We start from the raw sequence: 19,475 nt of genomic DNA, 5'->3' as shown, positions 1-19,475 counted from the left end.
GAAGTCAGATGCATTTTATATTGTAGCTTTTATTATTGCGTTAATCTTTTTATATACAATGATGGTTACGACAGTTTGAGTTTTTAAACAAAGCGAATTATTTCCTTGCTTATTTTATGAATCATCGGGCGTTCTCTTCCGTTTGGTTATGGGATGAATTGGTTTGTATGTTAAAATAACACTTCAAGCACAGTTTTAAAATACGCCGGCAGGATGCAAATACAAGGGTGCTTATAGTCATTTTGTCCATAAAAGCTAAAAACTTAGGATAACCCTTGATAGTAATTGGCGTGAGGTTATTTTGCCTTATCAGATATTCGTCTCATCCAATAAAAAGGAGGCAGCTCGATAGAACCTTTAGGAGAATTTCAGTTAAAGAAATGCAGCCTGAAATGTGGACAAGAACGGTCAGTTATTGGAGGATAAAACGTTGAGAGCGATTATTTATTGTCGGGTAAGTACAGAAAAAGAAACACAGGAAACATCGCTGCAAAGACAACACGAAGAATTGACAGCGCTGGCTGAAAAATTAAATTTTACCGTAGTGGATTGCATACAGGAAAAAGCGAGCGGCTACGACATAGATAGAGATGGTATATTTAAGCTTCTTGATTATTTTTTGAATCAAGAAGCTGATTGCCTTTGTATTCAAGATGAAACAAGGCTGGGAAGAGGAAATACAAAAATTGCTTTGTTTCATCAGCTGCAGAAAGTGAATATCCCAATTTATACGATGACACATGAAGGAGAGCTGGAGCTGAATGAAGCGGACTCGATGGTGTTAAATATTGTCGGTATAGTGGAAGAATATCAGCGTAAACTACATAATATGAAAATAAAGCGCGGAATGCGCCGTGCTGTGATGAATGGATATAAACCCCAGAAAAATTTAAATCATATCAATCAGTCTCCGGGAAGAGAGCGCACCGAAATCCCGATAGAAGAGATTGTCCGCCTGCGTCAAAATAACTTAACATTTCAGGAGGTTACAGCGGTTTTAAACGGTCTTGGTTATCATGTATCAAAAGCAACAATCCACCGGCGTTATCAGGAATATATCAATTCCTTGAATGAAAATTAATCGTAGCGTAAGATAAAGAAGCAGGAAGTATATCTCCTGTTTTTTTAGTACAAGGAGGGACAAGGTATATGTTGTCTAAAGATAAACTGGATAGAATTAATGCTTTAGCAAATAAAGCGAAGAATGAAGGGTTAACAGAGGAAGAAAAGAATGAACAGCAAGCGTTGCGTAAAGAGTATTTAGCAAATGTTCGCGGATCTTTTAAAAATCACTTAAAAGGGATGACAGTAATTGATCCGGAAGGTAATGATGTGACGCCGCAAAAGCTTCGTGATTATCAGGAACGCAATAAAAAACACTAATTCTGCCTAATCTTCATATTAACTTAGCTTGTATAGTAAGGGATTTCATTATAAAATAAAGTAAGAAATAGAATATGTTTTGAAGTGGAAGGGGAAAAACAATGACACAACAAATTGAGGAACTATCCATTAATACCATTCGCACACTATCCATTGATGCGATTGAAAAAGCAAATTCAGGGCATCCGGGTTTACCAATGGGGGCAGCGCCAATGGCGTATACGCTTTGGACAGATTTCATGAACCATCATCCGAAGAACTCCAAATGGTTCAATCGCGACCGCTTTGTATTATCGGCAGGACACGGATCGATGCTGCTTTACAGCCTGTTACACCTGTCCGGCTATCAAGTATCTATCGATGATTTAAAAGATTTTCGTCAATGGGATTCGAAAACACCTGGACATCCGGAAGTACATCATACAGACGGTGTCGAAGCAACAACCGGTCCATTAGGACAAGGTATTGCGATGTCGGTTGGAATGGCGATGGCTGAAGCGCACCTTGGTGCGACGTATAATAAAGAAGGGTATAATGTGGTCGATCATTATACATACGCTATTGTAAGTGACGGGGATTTAATGGAAGGAATTTCTCATGAAGCAGCATCTTTAGCCGGTCATTTGGGATTGGGTAAGCTGATTGCTTTATATGATTCCAATGATATTTCACTGGATGGTGATTTAGACCGCTCTTTCTCTGAAAATACAGAACAACGCTTTAAAGCATATGGCTGGCAAGTATTACGGGTGGAGGATGGTAATGATGTCAACGCCATTCGCCAGGCAGTGAAAGAAGCACAACAGAATCAGGATCAGCCTACACTCATTGAAATTAAAACAATTATCGGTTATGGCTCTCCAAATAAATCCGCATCCAGTGCTTCCCATGGTGCACCACTTGGAGCAGATGAAGTGAAGCTAACAAAAGAAACTTACAAATGGGAGCATGATGCATTCCATGTACCGGATGAAGTATATGCTGATTTTCAAGAAAAAATTGAGCGCAATGGTTCGGAAAAAGAAGCAGCATGGAAGGAACTTGTTGCCGCTTATAAAGAAGTGTATCCAGAATTGGGCAGACAGTTTGAGCTTGCCTTAAACGGAGAGCTTCCAGAAAGCTGGCATGAAAGTCTGCCGGTGTATGAAGAAGGCTCTAAGCTTGCTACACGTGCATCTTCTGGAGAAGTATTAAATGCCGTAGCAAAAGCTGTTCCAAACTTCTTTGGCGGAAGTGCAGACCTTGCCGGTTCAAACAAAACAACGATCAATGAGGAAGCTGACTTTACAAAAGAAGATTATGCTGGACGTAACGTCTGGTTTGGTGTACGTGAACACGCAATGGGTGCTGCATTAAATGGGATGGCGCTTCACGGCGGCTTAAATGTTTACGGCGGAACGTTTTTTGTCTTTAGTGATTACTTACGTCCGTCCATTCGTCTGGCATCTATCATGAATATGCCGGTAACGTATGTGTTTACCCATGATTCGATTGCAGTCGGGGAAGATGGGCCGACACATGAGCCTGTTGAGCATCTGGCAGCATTGCGTGCGATACCGCATCTATCTTTAATTCGTCCGGCGGATGCAAATGAGGTGCAGGCAGCATGGAGATTGGCACTAGAGTCAACAGATCAGCCTACAGCCCTTGTATTGACCCGTCAAAATCTTCCTACGCTTGCTAATACAGCAGAATTAGCCTATGAAGGAGTCAAAAAAGGAGCTTATATTGTAAGTAAATCTGAAAAAGAGACTCCGGATGCGATTCTTTTAGCGACAGGCTCGGAGGTTCAATTAGCAGTTGCAGCTCAAGAGGCACTGAAAGCAAAAAATATTGATGCACAGGTAGTAAGTATGCCTTCCTGGGATCGTTTTGAAGCACAGGATGAAGCTTATAAAAATGAAATTCTCCCGAAAGAAGTAACTGCCAGAGTCGGGATCGAAATGGCATCTTCTTTTGGCTGGGACCGTTATGTCGGCTTTGAAGGTAAAACATTAACAATTGATCGTTTTGGTGCTTCTGCAAATGGAGATGTGCTGATTGAAAAATTCGGATTTACCGTAGATAATGTGGTTCAATTGGTAGAAGAAGTTACGAAATAAGGAAAAATTTATATTGTTTATATCTGATAAAGAGAGAGGTGCTAGCATCTCTCTCTTTATGGTTCTTTCGACAAAAGAAGTTGTTCTTTGCACACTATTATGACAACTTTCGGAAATAGATTCCTCTATAATGGTAATCAAAGGGGGAATACGTGATGAATGAATACGCAATTTATTGGGTAGAAGAAAATGTAGCAAAAAACTATTTTCACAAAAGTGATATATTACATCGCTTTTTTCTAGAATGTGCTGAAAAAGCTGAAAATGAGGACGAAATTATCATCAGAAAGCAATTTCGCTTTATAACGCGAAAAATCCATTTTTATAAGTTTGCTATGCATTTAAAGACGTTTTCTTCGCCTGATATTATTGTAAAACGGATTGGAAATAGAGTTCTCGTAAAAAAAGGAGAAGAAGTACTTTGCCTGTATATTGAGAACGGGCAATTAATTTTAAAATGTAATCATCTAGTTACGGCGATGTCATTGCTTTTTCCTATCTTAGAAGATATTCATCCTTATTTCTTTGTTCAAGGGAAAGATACATCCCAATATGGGTGGATTTCTCCTAAGCCTATAAAAGCTCAGAGTGATGAAAGTCAAGTGTTGTATAATTTCCTCTAATCTAATATACTGTATTAGAGACAACACGAAGGAGGAAATTTTGTAACATGGGTACGATATGGATAGTATTAATTGCAATTGCAGCTTTAATTGCTGGTGTTGCTCTTGGATTTTTCATTGCAAGAAAATATATGATGAACTACTTGAAAAAGAATCCGCCGATTAATGAGCAAATGCTTCGTACATTGATGATGCAAATGGGTCAGAAGCCGTCACAGAAGAAAATCAATCAAATGATGCGGGCGATGAATAACCAGAATCAGTCTGGAAAATAGATAAACCTTGATATATCAGCGTTTATAGCACTTATTATTTTTCTACTGATATAGTTAAAAACTTTTCAGATTAATTTTTCTCCAATGGTTAAAAATTGATTGGTTAAGTTTTCTCAAAAACCACTTTTCTGTTAAAAAATGAAGCAGAATAGTGGTTTTTTTATGAAATGGTAAAAAGAAGTGAAGCAAAAAGTGCAATATTAAACGGAGAAAACGGTAAGCTTGTTTAATCTTTTATACCGATTATTCTAAAAAGGGAAATTAAACAGAAGGGAGAGCAGATAAAAATGGAAGACTTCCTGACTGAAAAAGTGTAAGCATATTTCTGAACGACCTTTCACAAAATGTATATAGATTGTCATAAATTTGGCTTTCAATTTTTTATTTCTCTGTTAAAATAGAAATGATTGAGTAAGGGGGGCTTCATATGGAAGAAATTAATATTTTCCTGGCCTTTGCAGCTGGATTTCTTTCATTTATTTCGCCTTGTGTTCTTCCGCTATATCCGGTATTCCTTTCTTATATTACCGGAATGAGCATGGATGAAATAAATCAAGACAGTAAACGGCTTGATCGAAAAGCAATATTACATACGATATTTTTTCTAATCGGTTTTTCAAGTATATTTGTGATGATTGGATTTACGACGACATATGTCTCTGAATTTTTAATGACCTATCAGGATCCGATCAGGCAGATTGGGGCTATTTTAATTATCTTTTTTGGTTTAGTCATTGTCGGTGTATTAAATTTTGAATTTCTTATGAAGGATCGTAAAATTCACTTTAAAAATCGTCCGGCTGGCTTCTTCGGATCTTTTATTATTGGAATGGCGTTTTCTTTAGGTTGGACGCCTTGTACCGGACCAATTCTAATGGTCGTGTTCTCATTAGCTGCCACAAACCCTAATATCGGACTTGTCATGATGATCAGCTATATTTTAGGCTTCTCTATTCCATTCTTATTGCTTGCTTTCTTTATCGGCAAATTGAAATGGTTTCGAAAACATAGTAAAAAAATGGTGAAGATAGGCGGCTGGGTTATGGTTTTGATGGGAATCGCATTATTTTTTGATTGGATGACCCGATTCACAGCATTTTTAGCAAATCTGTTTGGTTTTACTGGATTTTAATTTTCAACAATACGATGACGGATGTTCAAAAAGTCCAAAAAATGACACGACGGAAAAGGATCTTCTATTAAGAACGCCTACGTTACGGGGCAACGCAGGGTCCACCTTGTCCTGCTGCGGAAATGTGTTGACCTATTGGTTCTTCTTGCAAACTTTTTGAACACCCACTACTATAGAAAAAATAGTTTATGGTGTGGAGGAAAAATATCGGTCAAAGTTATTCTGGCCGATATTTTTCCAGAGCATAGAGAAAAGAGTTGTTATGTATGTATTTGGCCATTGCGACGACTGCTGTTTTTGCATTTATGGCAATTACGATGATATTTGTGCGAATGCGTGCTTCTAAAAAGCCTGCATCTGTAAAAAGCATTATATTGCCACCGTTTTTTATGAGTACAGGAGCACTTATGTTTTTATTTCCGATGTTTCAAATAAGCTGGCTTCAAGTTGCAGAAGCACTGCTTGTCGGAATAATATTTTCTATCTTTCTAATAAAAACATCAAAATTGGAGCATGCAGGCGAGCATATTTATGTCAAGCCGTCAAAGATGTTTCCGGTAATTTTAGTAGGCTTATTAGTTATCCGTATTATTATCAAGCTTATTATTGGTACAAGCATTTCTGTAGGTGAAACGTCCGGCATGTTCTTTTTGCTTGCCCTGGGGATGATAGGTACGTGGAGAGTGGCTATGCTCTATCAATATATCAAGCTGACAAAAAAGCAAGGTGCGTAAATTTTGGCACTTTGCTTTTTTGCAGTTTAAGAAAGTATAAAGAATCTAAGGAAAAAAGTATAAGTGCAACGCTTTCCTTGGGACGAGTAATCGCAATCCCCAACTAAGGCAATCCTGCGCCTTTCCGGCTTGGCTTGCCAAGTTTTCTTTAAGAAAAACTATTTTCCTAAAACGATCATGGATCTATTTATCCAACTCTGAAATCTGGAAACTATCCTTTTTTTTGCTTGTATTTTGCTTCCCAATTTTCCTGGTAATTGTCTTTTGACTGTTTGAAAAAATTTTCATATGGGGCAATATCAATATTATTTTCCTTCAGCTTTTTACGGAGGAATTTATGATCTCTTTTTGGGGTTGCTAAAATATACCCTTCAATCAACGTCGAACGTGTAATCGTATCCTCGTTTTTTTGAAGTGATAGCTCTCCAATTTTACTGGCAATTCTTTGTCTGGCAACATCTCTGAATAGCTCAGGAACCGGAGAAACGAGTTCTTCTAAAAAGTCTTTTTCTGACTGAGACCACTTATGTAAGGTTTGCTCTAAATAGTATTCTTCCCAATCCATAATGGAACGTCCATCTTCTTTAGGCAGCCGCTTTAAAAACTTTCGAAACATAAAATATCCACCGATTGCCATCAATCCTACTAATAAGCAACCCCACATAATAATAATCAGTGATATCATCGCACACCTCACCTTATTTTTACGTAAAAAAATTACGAATATTGCTAATTCATTATAAACTATCAATTTATTTTTTTAGAAAATTGTAGTAACATTAATTTAACCAATGTGATAATTTCTTACTTTAATATTATAAAGATATTAAGAAATATATACAAGTGTTCATAATTGTTTCGTCATAATCATACAAATTATTATAAATAACTTCTGAAAGGAGCATGGGTATGGATAAAAAGCATAGAAATCAGTCCCTGAATGACTTACAACGTTCTGAGAGTCGTCAAAGTTTACACCCCGATGCAATGCTTTCAGCGGCCATTATTTCCTGGCTGAGCAAAAAAATAGAAGGAATCGTAGTTGTCATTAATACAAATAATGAAATAGAATATATTAGTGATACTGTATATGAGATGCTAGGCTATAAGCCAAAAGAAGTAATTGGGAAGACATGGGTAGATTCTCCGGTTAAAATAGATTTGGAGATTATTTCACAGGCTCTGACTGAAAAAAAGGTGAATGCTAAAAAGCGAACAATGGATATTCCGAACAAAGAAGGAGAGTATCTTTCTTTTTCTTGTGAGTTGGATTATGCTTTTCAAGATACAGATGTCGAAAATAGGCTTCTGATTTATTTAGAACGAAAAGCAGAGGATGCGAGATTGGATGACTTAATGATCCGGTCAGAGAAGATGAATGTAGCAGGGCAGCTGGCTGCCAGTTTAGTTCACGAAATACGTAATCCGCTGACATCGTTAAAGGGATTTCTGCAGTTACTTCAGGCTGGTGCACAGCATAAGGAGGAATACTTTAATGTAATGATTGAGGAGGTGGAGAAAATTGAAGCAATTACATCGGAGTTGCTGTTTATTTCGAGACCTTTAACAGATAATCGTTCTACAGAAAAGGTAACGAAAATGATGCAGGATGTGGGATTATTATTACAGTCACAGGCAAACCAAAAAAATATTCAAATTCAGCTGCAAAGCAGTACGGACGCATCTATTCTTTGTGATCGTTCTCAAATTAAACAGGTTCTGATTAATCTGGTGAAAAATGCTATTGAAGCAATGGATCAATCTGGAAAAATTATTGTAGAAGCAAAAGAATTAGATGATAAAGTAAAACTCTTTGTTATTGACGAAGGCTGCGGATTGCCGGATGAAATTTTACACAGGCTAGGGGAGCCATTTTTTACGACAAAAACATCAGGAACTGGACTGGGACTTTTAATCACCAAAAAAATTCTTAGTAACCATGAAGCGGACTTTCATATGTACAATAATGCGAGGAAGGGAAGTACATTTGAAATTATTTTCCCCAAGGCAGATGATGAAGCGGAATCAGGAGAGTAGCGTTGCGATTGTTTATTTTCCGTTTTTTTACAAATGTATATTATTTTCACTATCGATATTTCCGCAATTATATAAGTAATATTTATCCCTTGGCATAACTTTTTACTATCTACTAAGTAACAATAATTATTTGTTTTATTTGCTAGATTCCTATATTATATACTATGAACGGTCTATTTATTTGAATAGCAGTATGGATTAACAAAAGTAAGACCTTCTTCATCCATTTGGGAGAAGGAGAAGAAATGAAAGGGGTAACACTATATGTCGAACACAAATGCGTACAATGCAAAAAAGCAGTTTGAGTTAAATGGTAAAACGTATAATTATTACCGTTTAAAGACTCTGGAAGAAGCTGGGTTAGGTAAAGTTGATCGCTTGCCATTTTCTGTCCGTGTTCTTTTAGAATCATTATTAAGACAGCATGATGGTCATCAAATTAAAAATGAGCATGTTGAATCATTGGCACATTGGGGAACAGATAAGGCGACAGGGGCAGATGTTCCATTTAAGCCTTCCCGCGTAATTCTTCAGGACTTTACAGGAGTTCCAGCAGTAGTTGACCTGGCATCTCTCCGTAAAGCAATGGTTGATCTTGGGGGAGAACCGGATAAAATCAATCCGGAAGTACCAGTAGATTTGGTTATTGACCACTCTGTACAGGTTGACCAATATGGAACACCAGACGCATTACGCGCAAATATGGAATTAGAATTTGAGCGTAATGCAGAGCGCTACCAGTTCTTAAACTGGGCTCAGAAAGCATTTAATAACTATCGTGCAGTACCGCCGGCAACCGGAATTGTCCACCAGGTTAACTTGGAGTATCTGGCTGATGTTGTACATGCGCTTGAAAATGAAGATGGTACTTATGATGCTTTCCCTGACACGCTTGTAGGAACAGATTCCCATACAACTATGATTAACGGTCTGGGTATTCTGGGCTGGGGTGTTGGTGGAATCGAAGCGGAAGCAGGTATGCTGGGGCAGCCTTCTTATTTCCCTGCACCAGAAGTAATTGGTGTGAAATTTACCGGTTCCTTCCCAAATGGTACGACTGCAACGGACCTTGCATTAAAAGTAACACAAGTGTTGCGTGAACAAAATGTAGTTGGAAAATTCGTAGAGTATTTTGGCCCTGGACTGAAGGATATGCCATTAGCTGACCGTGCGACTATTTCTAACATGGCGCCGGAATATGGTGCGACTTGCGGATTCTTCCCAATTGATCAGGAATCTCTTGATTACTTAAAATTAACTGGACGCAGTGAGCAATTAATTAGCGTTGTTGAAAAATATTGTAAAGAAAATGATTTATGGTATGACGCAGATGGTGTTGATCCGGAATACACACAAGTAATTGAAATTAATTTGTCAGAATTAGAGCCAAATCTTTCTGGTCCAAAACGTCCACAGGATTTGATTGCACTATCTGACATGAAAAAAGAATTCAATAAAGCAATTACTGCAAAAGAAGGAAACCAGGGATTCGGATTAGATAAATCTGAATTTGATAAAGAAGTTGAAATCAAGCATCCAAATGGTAAGACTTCTGTTATGAAAACAGGCAGCCTTGCTATTGCGGCAATTACGTCCTGTACAAATACATCTAACCCATATGTTATGTTAGGTGCAGGATTAGTTGCGAAAAAAGCAGTTGAAAAAGGTCTGGAAGTTCCTGAGTATGTGAAAACTTCATTAGCACCGGGTTCAAAAGTTGTTACACGTTACTTAGAGGATGCCGGTTTACAAACATATTTAGATAAATTAGGCTTTAACCTTGTAGGTTATGGATGTACAACATGTATCGGTAACTCCGGACCTTTACGTGATGAGATTGAAGAAGCTATTGCAGCAAACGATTTAATTGCATCTTCTGTATTATCCGGTAACCGTAACTTTGAAGGCCGTATCCATCCGTTAGTGAAAGCGAACTATCTTGCTTCTCCGCCACTTGTCGTTGCATATGCACTTGCTGGAACAACGGATATTGATCTTACGAAAGATGCTATTGGCAAAGATAAAGACGGTAATGATGTTTACATGAATGACATCTGGCCGACACTGACAGAAATTAAAGAAGAAGTGGAAAAAGTTGTCACACCTGAGATCTTCCGCAAAGAATACGAAGATGTATTCAGCTCTAACGAGAAATGGAATGAAATCGATACGACAGATGAACCGTTATTTGAGTGGGATGAAGACTCTACTTATATTCAAAACCCGCCATTCTTTGAAGGGTTAACACCGGAAGCTGGTACGGTTGAACCGCTTAGCGGATTACGTGCTATCGGACTATTTGGAGATTCTGTAACAACAGACCATATTTCACCAGCAGGTGCTATCGCAAAAGATATGCCGGCAGGTAAGTTCTTACAAGAGAAAGGCGTTTCACCAAGAAACTTTAACTCTTATGGATCCCGCCGTGGTAACCATGAAATTATGATGCGTGGTACGTTTGCAAACATTCGTATCCGTAACTTGTTAGCTCCCGGTACAGAAGGTGGTTATACGACTTACTGGCCGACTGGTGATGTAATGCCAATCTATGATGCTGCAATGAAATATCAGCAGGATGGAACAGGTCTTGTTGTTATCGGCGGAAAAGATTATGGCATGGGATCGTCCCGTGACTGGGCTGCAAAAGGTACAAATCTATTAGGAATTAAAACAGTTATTGCCGAAAGCTTCGAGCGTATTCACCGTTCAAACCTTGTTATGATGGGTGTATTACCGCTTCAATTTGAAAAAGGTGACAGTGCAGAGAGCCTGGGCTTAACTGGTAAAGAAACATTTGCTGTAGAAGTAGATGAGTCTGTAAAACCTGGTGATTTGGTAAATGTAACTGCAACAGATGAGGCTGGAAAAGTAACTTCATTTAAAGCGGTTGCCCGTTTTGACAGCGATGTTGAAATTGATTACTATCGTCATGGCGGTATTCTGCGTATGGTGCTGCGTGAAAAGGTAAAAGCATAAGCAGCCTGCTGTTTTATAAAGGAAAAAGAGTCTGTGCTTTTTAGGAAGCTAGGCTCTTTTTCTATGCCTTCTTATTCAGGTCTAGATTCTTTACAAAAGGGAAGTTCCTCTTTAGGATAGAAGAAGGAAAACCAATGTGGATTGGTAGGAGATATGATTGTATAAACGAATATTTGCGCTGACTTTATTGTTAGTACTTGTTGGATTAGTTATTGCAAATGTAATTCAAGATAGGGTGATGAACAATACGTCAGAAGAAGATGCAGTTCTTGTAGATGATGGTTCTATGGGGCAGGGTGCTGCGATTGCACCAGCTGAAAGTGTTGGAGTAGAACCTGGTGAACCAGCTCCTGACTTTGAATTGGAGACATTGGAAGGGGACAGCTTCCGGCTTTCGGATTTGCAGGGGAAGAAAGTAATTTTGAACTTCTGGTATTCTTGGTGCCCTCCCTGTATCGAAGAAATGCCAGAAATACAGGAGTTCTATAACGATTATCAGGATGAGGTCGAAGTAGTTGCTGTCAATATGACAAAGCATGAAAACCAGCTGTCAGACGTAGGAGATTTTATGGAGGAGAATGAACATACTTTTACGGTACTATTAGATAAAGATGATAATTTATCTGATCCATACGTCGTCTATGCTGCACCGACGACCTATTTTATTGGTACAGATGGAATCGTACAGCAGCCGAGAAGAATTGGACCGATGGATTATGAATTTATGGAGAAAATGGTGCAAGAAATGGACTGATTGAAGGAGAAGCAAGGAGGAAGAAAGATTGTTAGTTACAGAAACACCGATAGAAGTAAGATATCAAGAAACGGATCAGATGGGAGTAGTATATCACGCAAACTATCTTGTTTGGTTCGAAATTGGACGTACAAAGTATGTGGAAGCTTTGGGGCTTAACTACCATCAAGGGATGGAACAGCGAAATGTTGTTTCTCCGGTGATCGATGCACAAATTTCATATAAAAATGCTGTACGCTATGGTGAAAAGCCAGTTGTTAAAACCTGGCTGGAGGCTTATGATGGCTTGCGTACGGTTTATGGCTATCAGATTTTAAATGAAGCAGGAGATATAGCTGTTACTGGAACAACAACACATACCATTGTTGATAAAGACACTTTTCGGCCATTGTCAATCCGCAGGAAATTTCCCGATTGGCATGCTGCCTATCAAAAACAGCTGGAGAAAGAGGATTAAGAATGGCGTTTGGATTAAAGCGAGAAGAATTAAGTCAGTGGAAGCAGAATGTCCGGGCTGGAAAAATAGATTTTATCACGCATTATTGGCTGGATGATCGCTTTCCTGACTGTAATACAGTAACAAAAGTAGGATGCAGTGACTTGAAAAAGCTGAAAGAATGGGGCAGAAAGTATAATTTAGATGAGTCCTGGATTGATTTAAAGCCGGAATATCCTCATTTTGATCTTTTTGGTGATTATCAACGGGAAATTCTGAAATCAGAAAATCGGCTGGAGCAATTAGAAAGGTTTAAATAGAAATAATAAGTGCAGGCGGACTATTTTGTTCCGCCTGCGCTTGTCATATGTGTTCCTGTTCTAGCTTCTCTCGGGATATTCAATTTTTGGTTCTTTTTTCGTCTCATCATAAGAAACAGACAGGTCAGCTCCTTCGAAATACCAATCATCCGATTCTTCGATAAAGAAATGGATGTCTGCTACAGATGTGGAAGCTGCTTCATTCTTAGGTGCTTCCGCTTTAATACCAATTGAAAAACCGGCAATTCTGCCGCCAACACCGCCATACCTCGGGAAGAATCGTATATTCTTTTCGTTTTGTAAATCTAATTCCTCTTTATACCATTTGGCTGCTTGTTCTGATACTTTGATTTCCATTTTATCTCTCCCTTTTTAGAGGATATTCAAAAGTCTTATAAAAATCACAGCGAATTTTATCGTACTATTTAAATATGCCCTTTTCATGCTGCTTCTTCTTTTCGGGTTTCTCTGGAACGAAATCGACTCCGCCTGGATGAAATGGATGGCATTTACTGATTCTTTTTATAGTCAATATTCCACCTTTAAAAAATCCAAAACGTTGAAATGCTTCTAAACCATACGCTGAACAGGTGGGATAAAAGCGGCAGGTTGCTGGTGTATATGGGCTGATGGCAAGCTGATAAAAGCGGATCAGCCCAATAAATATATATTTCATATGACCATCAACCTTCTTCGTTACGTTTATCATAGGTGACAGAAGCAATCGCATCATGCATGTGAATCGATTCTTCGTTACGGCATGCAACATGGAACTTTATCACTTCTGGCAGCTCATAAAGATCGGCGGCAATCAGACGGACCATATCCTCCACAAATCGGGGGTTTTCATAGGCAGCTTCTGTCACCATCTTTTCATCCGGTCTTTTTAGGATAGGATGCAGCCTTGCACTTGCGTTACTTTCAGCAGCTTCCAGCAGAAGTCCCTTCCAATCCCCATCATTATTTGACACGTTCGACTCCAGCTCTGCTTCCAGCGTTACGTTACCACGCTGATTATGGGCACTGTACTCGCTGATTTCTTTAGAGCAGGGGCATAATGTGGTTATTTGTACATCCAACGAAACATTGATTTGGTAATCCTCATATTTAGAATAACGGACAGAAATAGATGCTTCTACATGGTTTAACCCGGCAGCAAAGGTTTGCGGTGCTTGACGCTCATAGAACCAGGGGAAGCTTACAGAAACAGAAGCGTCTGACTGCTCTAATTTCATTGCTAAATCCTTTGTAAACTGTTTTAATTCATCAACAGAAACAGTAAATCCGCTTTGATGATATTGCTCTAAAAGCTCCATAAAACGGCTCATATTGGTTCCTTTACTATTTGCAGGGATGCTGGATGAAAATGTAAATGTGCCGACAGTTGTTTGTTCAAAAGGTGCTTGCCCGCTGATGACACGGACAGGATATTTTACATTTGCTACACCAACTGCATCCAGATCAAAAAGGAAATCACGTTTTATATTTTGTAAATCAGCCATTTTGCTTTTTTCGGTCGGTTTTTTCTTCTCTCCCGGTGGAACAGAACCAAATAATCTATGTCTTTCTTCCTTGGATGGAAGTTTCTTTAATGGAATTGTGTTTATTTGTTGCATAACAAAACGCCCTTTCTTGTCAGCATCTATGGTGCCTTAGATACTCATACAATCAATAATTATAACTAGCCACTAGTATACTGAATTCGGCTTAAATATTCAATTTATCGAACTGCTACATCCAAGTTATTTTAGGCTCTGTCCCATTTTTTATTCTTTTAATATTAGCCCAATGCCGATACGTTACAAAAATAGTTAAGATAAGAATTACGATTGTCAATCCAGTATTCTGGAAGAACAATGATGCGAAAAAGGCCACAACTCCAGTTATCATGGAGGAAAGGGAAACATATTTAGATAAATATAAGGTTAGTAAAAATGTAGCAATCATAATGATAAATAAGACAGGGTTAATTCCGAGAATCATCCCGCCTGATGTTGCAACGGCCTTGCCGCCTTTAAATTTAGCGAAAATCGGATAAGTATGCCCTAAAACAGCAATAATACCAATAATTAAAGGATAAACATTCGCATCAAATAATTGAGGTAATAACACAGCCAACGTTCCTTTTAAGATATCGCCCAGAATAACGATACTGCCTGCTTTTATTCCAAGTACACGAAAAGCATTGGTTGCGCCAAGATTACCGCTTCCATGTTCACGAATATCTATTTTATAGCCGATTTTGCCAATGATTAAGGCAAACGGAATAGATCCTAAGAGATATGCAATGATCCCAAAAATAATATAATCCATATGTTCCCAACTTTCTTTTTAAATTTCGTATAGTACATCATCTTCTATGTTCCTATGGCTATTTTAGCATGAACCAATCAGTTTAAGTACAAAATTTTTTACACTTTAAGAGTGTATAAAGATTTTAAGAAATAAAGTACGATGGACACGATGTCCTAGCATTGACTTGTCCGGCTTGATGTGACCGTACTTCATCGATGAACGAAAAGGGTTGGATGGAGCCGGTTTTCAAATGTGAGATAAAAGGTTTTAGCGGGCAGTTCCGATTTGGAAATGACAATTGAAAACAACGGCTGATAGACGTTTTAAATGCGTATAATCGGGAATCTTTTTATCAAAGGGGAGATTAAAATGATTACATTTAAAGATATTACAAAAACATACCCGGATGGAACAATTGCTGTTGATCAATTTAATCTGACTGTCGAAAAAGGAGAATTTATGACGTTAATCGGTCCCAGCGGCTGCGGGAAAACAACAACAATGAAGATGATTAACCGTTTGATTGATCCATCTGCAGGGACAATATACATAAATGACAAACCGATAGGTGATTATTCCATTCATGCACTACGCTGGAATATTGGATATGTTTTGCAGCAGATTGCTTTATTCCCGCATCTGACTGTTGAGGAGAATATTCAAGTTGTTCCCGAACTCTTGAAGTGGAAAAAAGAGAAAGCAGAGAGACGGACGGATGAATTATTGGATATGGTAGGACTTGATCCATCCATTTTCAAGAAACGTTATCCGGGCGAACTGTCAGGAGGGCAGCAGCAGCGTATTGGTGTGATCCGGGCATTAGCTGCTGATCCTGATATTGTATTAATGGATGAGCCGTTCAGTGCACTTGACCCAATTAGCCGGGAGCAATTACAAATAGATATTAATAGACTACAAAAAGCGATTAAAAAGACGATTGTTTTTGTTACCCATGATATGGACGAAGCTTTGAAAATGAGCGATCGTATTTGTTTAATGAAAGAAGGAACAGTGGTTCAATGCGACTCACCTGAACAATTACTAAAACATCCCCAAAATGATTTTGTGGAAGAATTTATTGGAAACCGTCAATCACCATGGCTGAAATCTGTTCAGGAAGTCATGAAAGAAGATGTCCGGTCTGTACATGAACACGAGCAGGAAAATGGTGCGACAATTCCTGTAAAAAGTACACTGGAAGATGCGTATAAAATAATTCAAACATCCGATCAGACGATCTTTCCAATAGTGGATAATAAACAAAAAATCGTTGGGGTTGTGACGAGGGATGAACTGCTTCAATACTTCTATCAGCAGGAGAAGAAAGGAGCGGGGATTTTATGAGCTCGTTTATCGAAGTGCTTCAGAATCGGCAGGATATGCTCTTTCAAGCTATTTGGGAGCATTTGCAGATCTCTTTGATTTCGCTCGGTATAGCGATTTTAATTGCTGTACCATTAGGGCTTATGCTGACAAGGTATCCGCGTGTCGCAGAACCTATTATTGGTATAACAGCCGTTTTACAGACGATACCCAGCCTTGCTGTGTTAGCTTTTTTAATCCCATTTTTAGGGATTGGTCCTCAGCCGGCTATCGTTGCACTTGTACTTTATGGGCTGCTGCCGATTCTCAGAAATACATATACAGGAATAGACGGAGTAGATCCGGCATTACGGGAAGCTGCCAGAGGAATGGGGATGAATACAAGAAAACAATTAATGAGAGTAGATCTGCCGCTTGCGATGCCGGTTATTATGGCTGGTATCCGTACATCCATGGTCCTTATCGTAGGAACAACAACTATCGCAGCTTTAATTGGTGCCGGCGGGCTTGGAGATATCATTTTACTTGGCCTGGATCGTGGAGGAGAGATTTCACTTGTCTTATTAGGAGCGATACCAGCAGCTTTATTAGCAATTATTCTTGATTTTATTCTGCGTTTATTTGAAAGGCTGTCTAAAAAATATGGTATCCAGGCTTTTATTGCGATGCTTGTTATGGTTGTTCTTGCCATTACGGTTCCCTTTATGATGCCGGGAAACGAAAAAGGGGATATTGTTATTGCCGGTAAATTGGGGTCAGAACCTGAAATCATCATGAATATATATAAAATCATAATTGAAGAAGAAAGTGATATAACCGTTGATTTAGAACCAAACCTTGGAAAAACAGATATGGTATTTAACGCATTACAGCAAGGAAGTATTGATATTTACCCGGAATTTACAGGAACAGTAATTGTATCTCTGCTGGATGAACAAGCGGAGTCTAATGAAGCGGAGGAGGTATATATCCAGGCTAGAGATGGTATAAAAGAAGCATATAATTTGGAACTTTTAGAGCCAATGTTGTTTAATAATACGTATACCGTAGCAGTTACGGAGGAATTTGCAGAAGAAAATAATCTGAACGATATCTCTGATTTGAAATTGATTGAAAATAATGTAACAGCCGGCTTCACATTAGAGTTTAATGACCGCTATGATGGTTATGTCGGAATGCAGGACGTATATAATCTGGACTTTAATGAGGTAAACACAATGGACCCGGGTCTTCGTCAGGGAGCTATTGAAAGTGGTGAGGTAGATGTGATAGATGCCTATGCAACGGACAGCTATATGGTGGAATTAGGGCTGATATCCCTCAGGGACTCTGAGAATTTATTCCCGCCATATCAGGGAGCTCCGTTAATGCGGGCTGATACGTTAGAGCAATATCCGGAGCTTGAGGATATTCTGAATCAACTGCACGGACAGATTACTGATGAAGAAATGCGGGAAATGAATTATCAAGTCGATTATGAGGATGCATTTGCAGAAGATGTTGCCCGAGAGTACTTGATAGAAAAAGGTTTTATTGAATGATGGAGAAAGTCCCATCATCTCATTACTATTAAGGAGGAATTATCATGATCATTGAAAATCCCAGCAAAGAAAGGTTAAAAGAAATTTTGGAGGATGCGAAAACGATTGCGGTTGTAGGTTTATCTGCTAATCCGGAAAGAACATCGTATCAAATTGCACACAGAATGCAGGAGGAAGGATATAAAATTATTCCTGTTAATCCAACAGTTGACGAGGTGCTTGGAGAGAAAGCCTACAGTTCTTTAGCGGAAATCGACGGGCCTATTGATATTATTAATGTTTTCCGCCGGCCGGAGCATTTGCCTGACGTTGCGAGAGATGCAGTACAAACAGATTGTAAAATGTTTTGGGCACAGCAGGGAATTGTAAACGAAGAAGCTTATAACTATTTAAAAGAGCATGATTTTGAAGTAGCAATGGATCTTTGTATTAAAGTTGTACATGCTGTGTTATTGAAATAAAATATCTTGTCAATCATAGATATATCTCTTTATGGACAGATGTAAATCCATATTTCATTATGTAAATAAGAGCAGCAGCTCTTTTTATGATATAAATAAAGGAGAGCTGCTGTTTTTACTTGTTAGAAGATAACTATCAAAGCATATAGGAAGCGATATACCGAAAAGAAAAATAGTCTTTTATATTTCCTTTCTAACTGCAGTAGCCATATACATAATATCTTCATCAAGGTTAATATTGCCTAAGGCCTTTTTTTCGTATTCCCCATGTAAAGTGATTGCAATATCAGTAAACCCAAGCTTTTTAAACATCTTTTCTAAAGCTTCTTTTGAGAAGAATGATTTCCAAGGGACTCCTATTTTTTCTACTAACTGAAGCTGTTTTTTAGCTTTTTGGTGTCTGGGAGGGGAAAATAAATCTTTGTTCATGAAATCTATACTGCATCCGATAATATTTAAATGATGACATAGATATTGGAGTGTATGATATATGTCTGATGCGTCAATATAAAAGGTTCCACCTTCCCAAATAATATAGGTCGGTTTACTCCTTATCATCCCTGCGTGTTCCAATTTATCAAGCAGTGCTGAATGGATATCTTTTTGAAAGTCGCATTGTAAAATTTTCGTCTTTGTTTGGGTTTGAGAATAGGTATAAATATTTTTAATATCATTTGCTGCAATGTCTAATCCGAAGCAGTTTTTGTCCTTTAAAGCAGGCAATGTATCCGGTTTTGTATCTAATCCTACCGATAAAATCAGCAACTGTTCAAATGAATGTTTATACTTATTTATTTTTTCAGATAAATAAGCGTGCCTGGCTATCACATTTCGTGTTAAGAAACCATCATATACTGCATCGCAATCTATTTGATAGTCCTTTGCATTTTCGAATTTTTCAATTATTTTCCGAGATTGCTTGTCGTCTAAGTGCTTACTTTTAACATACGGAATAGATAGCATAGTTAAATTAATGTCCTCTTTTTTGATCATAATGCCCTCCTGATGAATAAAAGTCTGTTGATGTGCTAATTTAATGCAACATATATTTATTTTAAATGTTTTTGAAAACCCCCTGCTATG

General features: G+C 38.3%; 21 protein-coding genes. 15 read left to right on the top strand and 6 right to left on the bottom strand.

Annotated features, from left to right (window positions below):
- Positions 1–430 precede the first annotated feature (430 nt).
- The 7 genes from FLK20_RS18365 (at position 431) to FLK20_RS18335 (ending at position 6,249) form a co-directional block, all read left to right on the top strand.
- Complete coding sequence (locus FLK20_RS18365) at positions 431–1,081, top strand: YneB family resolvase-like protein (RefSeq protein WP_152658049.1); 651 nt, start codon at positions 431–433, stop codon at positions 1,079–1,081.
- Positions 1,082–1,149: 68 nt separating this feature from the next.
- A complete protein-coding gene (locus FLK20_RS18360; protein ID WP_152658048.1) occupies positions 1,150–1,383 on the top strand; it encodes a DUF896 domain-containing protein in 234 nt (77 codons plus the stop codon).
- A gap of 101 nt (positions 1,384–1,484) precedes the next feature.
- Entirely contained in the window at positions 1,485–3,485 is a 2,001-nt protein-coding gene (gene tkt, locus FLK20_RS18355) for a transketolase (protein WP_152658047.1), read from the top strand.
- Between the two features lie 155 nt (positions 3,486–3,640).
- Positions 3,641–4,108 carry a sporulation inhibitor of replication protein SirA gene (gene sirA, locus FLK20_RS18350; RefSeq protein ID WP_152658046.1) on the top strand — a complete coding sequence of 156 codons (468 nt, stop codon included), beginning with the start codon at positions 3,641–3,643 and terminating at the stop codon, positions 4,106–4,108.
- 47 nt (positions 4,109–4,155) lie between these two features.
- Complete coding sequence (locus FLK20_RS18345) at positions 4,156–4,383, top strand: YneF family protein (RefSeq protein WP_152658045.1); 228 nt, start codon at positions 4,156–4,158, stop codon at positions 4,381–4,383.
- 427 nt (positions 4,384–4,810) lie between these two features.
- Entirely contained in the window at positions 4,811–5,515 is a 705-nt protein-coding gene (locus tag FLK20_RS18340) for a cytochrome c biogenesis CcdA family protein (RefSeq protein ID WP_152658044.1), read from the top strand.
- A gap of 266 nt (positions 5,516–5,781) precedes the next feature.
- Positions 5,782–6,249, top strand: a complete 468-nt coding sequence (locus FLK20_RS18335) for a CcdC family protein (protein ID WP_152658043.1) — start codon at positions 5,782–5,784, stop codon at positions 6,247–6,249.
- A gap of 211 nt (positions 6,250–6,460) precedes the next feature.
- Here FLK20_RS18335 and FLK20_RS18330 read toward each other — a convergent pair whose 3' ends face one another.
- Positions 6,461–6,934 (bottom strand): DUF2621 family protein, encoded by a 474-nt coding sequence (locus FLK20_RS18330; protein WP_152658042.1) that lies wholly within the window; start codon positions 6,932–6,934, stop codon positions 6,461–6,463.
- 224 nt (positions 6,935–7,158) lie between these two features.
- Between FLK20_RS18330 and FLK20_RS18325 the strand changes: the two genes are divergently transcribed.
- The 5 genes from FLK20_RS18325 to FLK20_RS18305 all read left to right on the top strand — a co-directional run bounded on the left by FLK20_RS18325 (position 7,159) and on the right by FLK20_RS18305 (position 12,772).
- Positions 7,159–8,286 (top strand): ATP-binding protein, encoded by a 1,128-nt coding sequence (locus tag FLK20_RS18325; RefSeq protein WP_227995144.1) that lies wholly within the window; start codon positions 7,159–7,161, stop codon positions 8,284–8,286.
- A 264-nt stretch (positions 8,287–8,550) separates the two neighbouring features.
- Positions 8,551–11,262 (top strand): aconitate hydratase AcnA, encoded by a 2,712-nt coding sequence (acnA, locus tag FLK20_RS18320; protein WP_152658041.1) that lies wholly within the window; start codon positions 8,551–8,553, stop codon positions 11,260–11,262.
- Positions 11,263–11,419: 157 nt separating this feature from the next.
- Positions 11,420–12,016: a TlpA family protein disulfide reductase gene (locus FLK20_RS18315; protein ID WP_152658040.1), complete on the top strand. Its 597-nt coding sequence runs from the start codon at positions 11,420–11,422 to the stop codon at positions 12,014–12,016.
- 28 nt (positions 12,017–12,044) lie between these two features.
- Positions 12,045–12,473 carry an acyl-CoA thioesterase gene (locus tag FLK20_RS18310; RefSeq protein WP_152658039.1) on the top strand — a complete coding sequence of 143 codons (429 nt, stop codon included), beginning with the start codon at positions 12,045–12,047 and terminating at the stop codon, positions 12,471–12,473.
- Positions 12,474–12,475: 2 nt separating this feature from the next.
- Positions 12,476–12,772: a hypothetical protein gene (locus FLK20_RS18305; protein ID WP_152658038.1), complete on the top strand. Its 297-nt coding sequence runs from the start codon at positions 12,476–12,478 to the stop codon at positions 12,770–12,772.
- A gap of 60 nt (positions 12,773–12,832) precedes the next feature.
- Here FLK20_RS18305 and FLK20_RS18300 read toward each other — a convergent pair whose 3' ends face one another.
- From FLK20_RS18300 to plsY, 4 genes are all read right to left on the bottom strand, one after another.
- Entirely contained in the window at positions 12,833–13,129 is a 297-nt protein-coding gene (locus tag FLK20_RS18300) for a HesB/YadR/YfhF family protein (RefSeq protein ID WP_152658037.1), read from the bottom strand.
- 64 nt (positions 13,130–13,193) lie between these two features.
- On the bottom strand, positions 13,194–13,448 hold the full coding sequence (gene yidD, locus FLK20_RS18295) for a membrane protein insertion efficiency factor YidD (RefSeq protein WP_227995142.1): 255 nt from the start codon (positions 13,446–13,448) through the stop codon (positions 13,194–13,196).
- 7 nt (positions 13,449–13,455) lie between these two features.
- Positions 13,456–14,388 carry a GTP cyclohydrolase FolE2 gene (folE2, locus tag FLK20_RS18290; RefSeq protein ID WP_152658035.1) on the bottom strand — a complete coding sequence of 311 codons (933 nt, stop codon included), beginning with the start codon at positions 14,386–14,388 and terminating at the stop codon, positions 13,456–13,458.
- 115 nt (positions 14,389–14,503) lie between these two features.
- Entirely contained in the window at positions 14,504–15,085 is a 582-nt protein-coding gene (plsY, locus tag FLK20_RS18285) for a glycerol-3-phosphate 1-O-acyltransferase PlsY (RefSeq protein WP_152658034.1), read from the bottom strand.
- 351 nt (positions 15,086–15,436) lie between these two features.
- Here plsY and FLK20_RS18280 point away from each other — a divergent pair, with 351 nt between their 5' ends.
- Genes FLK20_RS18280 through FLK20_RS18270 form a run of 3 tightly spaced genes read left to right on the top strand, consistent with a single transcriptional unit; the run spans position 15,437 to position 18,392 of the window.
- Entirely contained in the window at positions 15,437–16,411 is a 975-nt protein-coding gene (locus FLK20_RS18280) for an ABC transporter ATP-binding protein (RefSeq protein WP_152658033.1), read from the top strand.
- Positions 16,408–17,931: an ABC transporter permease/substrate-binding protein gene (locus FLK20_RS18275; protein WP_152658032.1), complete on the top strand. Its 1,524-nt coding sequence runs from the start codon at positions 16,408–16,410 to the stop codon at positions 17,929–17,931. The genes FLK20_RS18280 and FLK20_RS18275 overlap by 4 nt, the downstream gene beginning before the upstream one ends.
- A 50-nt stretch (positions 17,932–17,981) precedes the next feature.
- Positions 17,982–18,392: a CoA-binding protein gene (locus FLK20_RS18270; protein WP_152658103.1), complete on the top strand. Its 411-nt coding sequence runs from the start codon at positions 17,982–17,984 to the stop codon at positions 18,390–18,392.
- Positions 18,393–18,572: 180 nt separating this feature from the next.
- Here FLK20_RS18270 and FLK20_RS18265 read toward each other — a convergent pair.
- Positions 18,573–19,475, bottom strand: a 903-nt coding sequence (locus FLK20_RS18265; protein ID WP_227995140.1) for a class I SAM-dependent methyltransferase, incomplete at its 5' end; no start/stop codon positions are given.

Origin of the sequence: Oceanobacillus sp. CFH 90083 (assembly GCF_009389585.1) — a bacterium.
Classification (GTDB): domain Bacteria; phylum Bacillota; class Bacilli; order Bacillales; family Amphibacillaceae; genus Oceanobacillus.
Note: the sequence above shows the minus strand (reverse complement) of the source record. Positions and strands in the feature narration are given on the sequence as shown.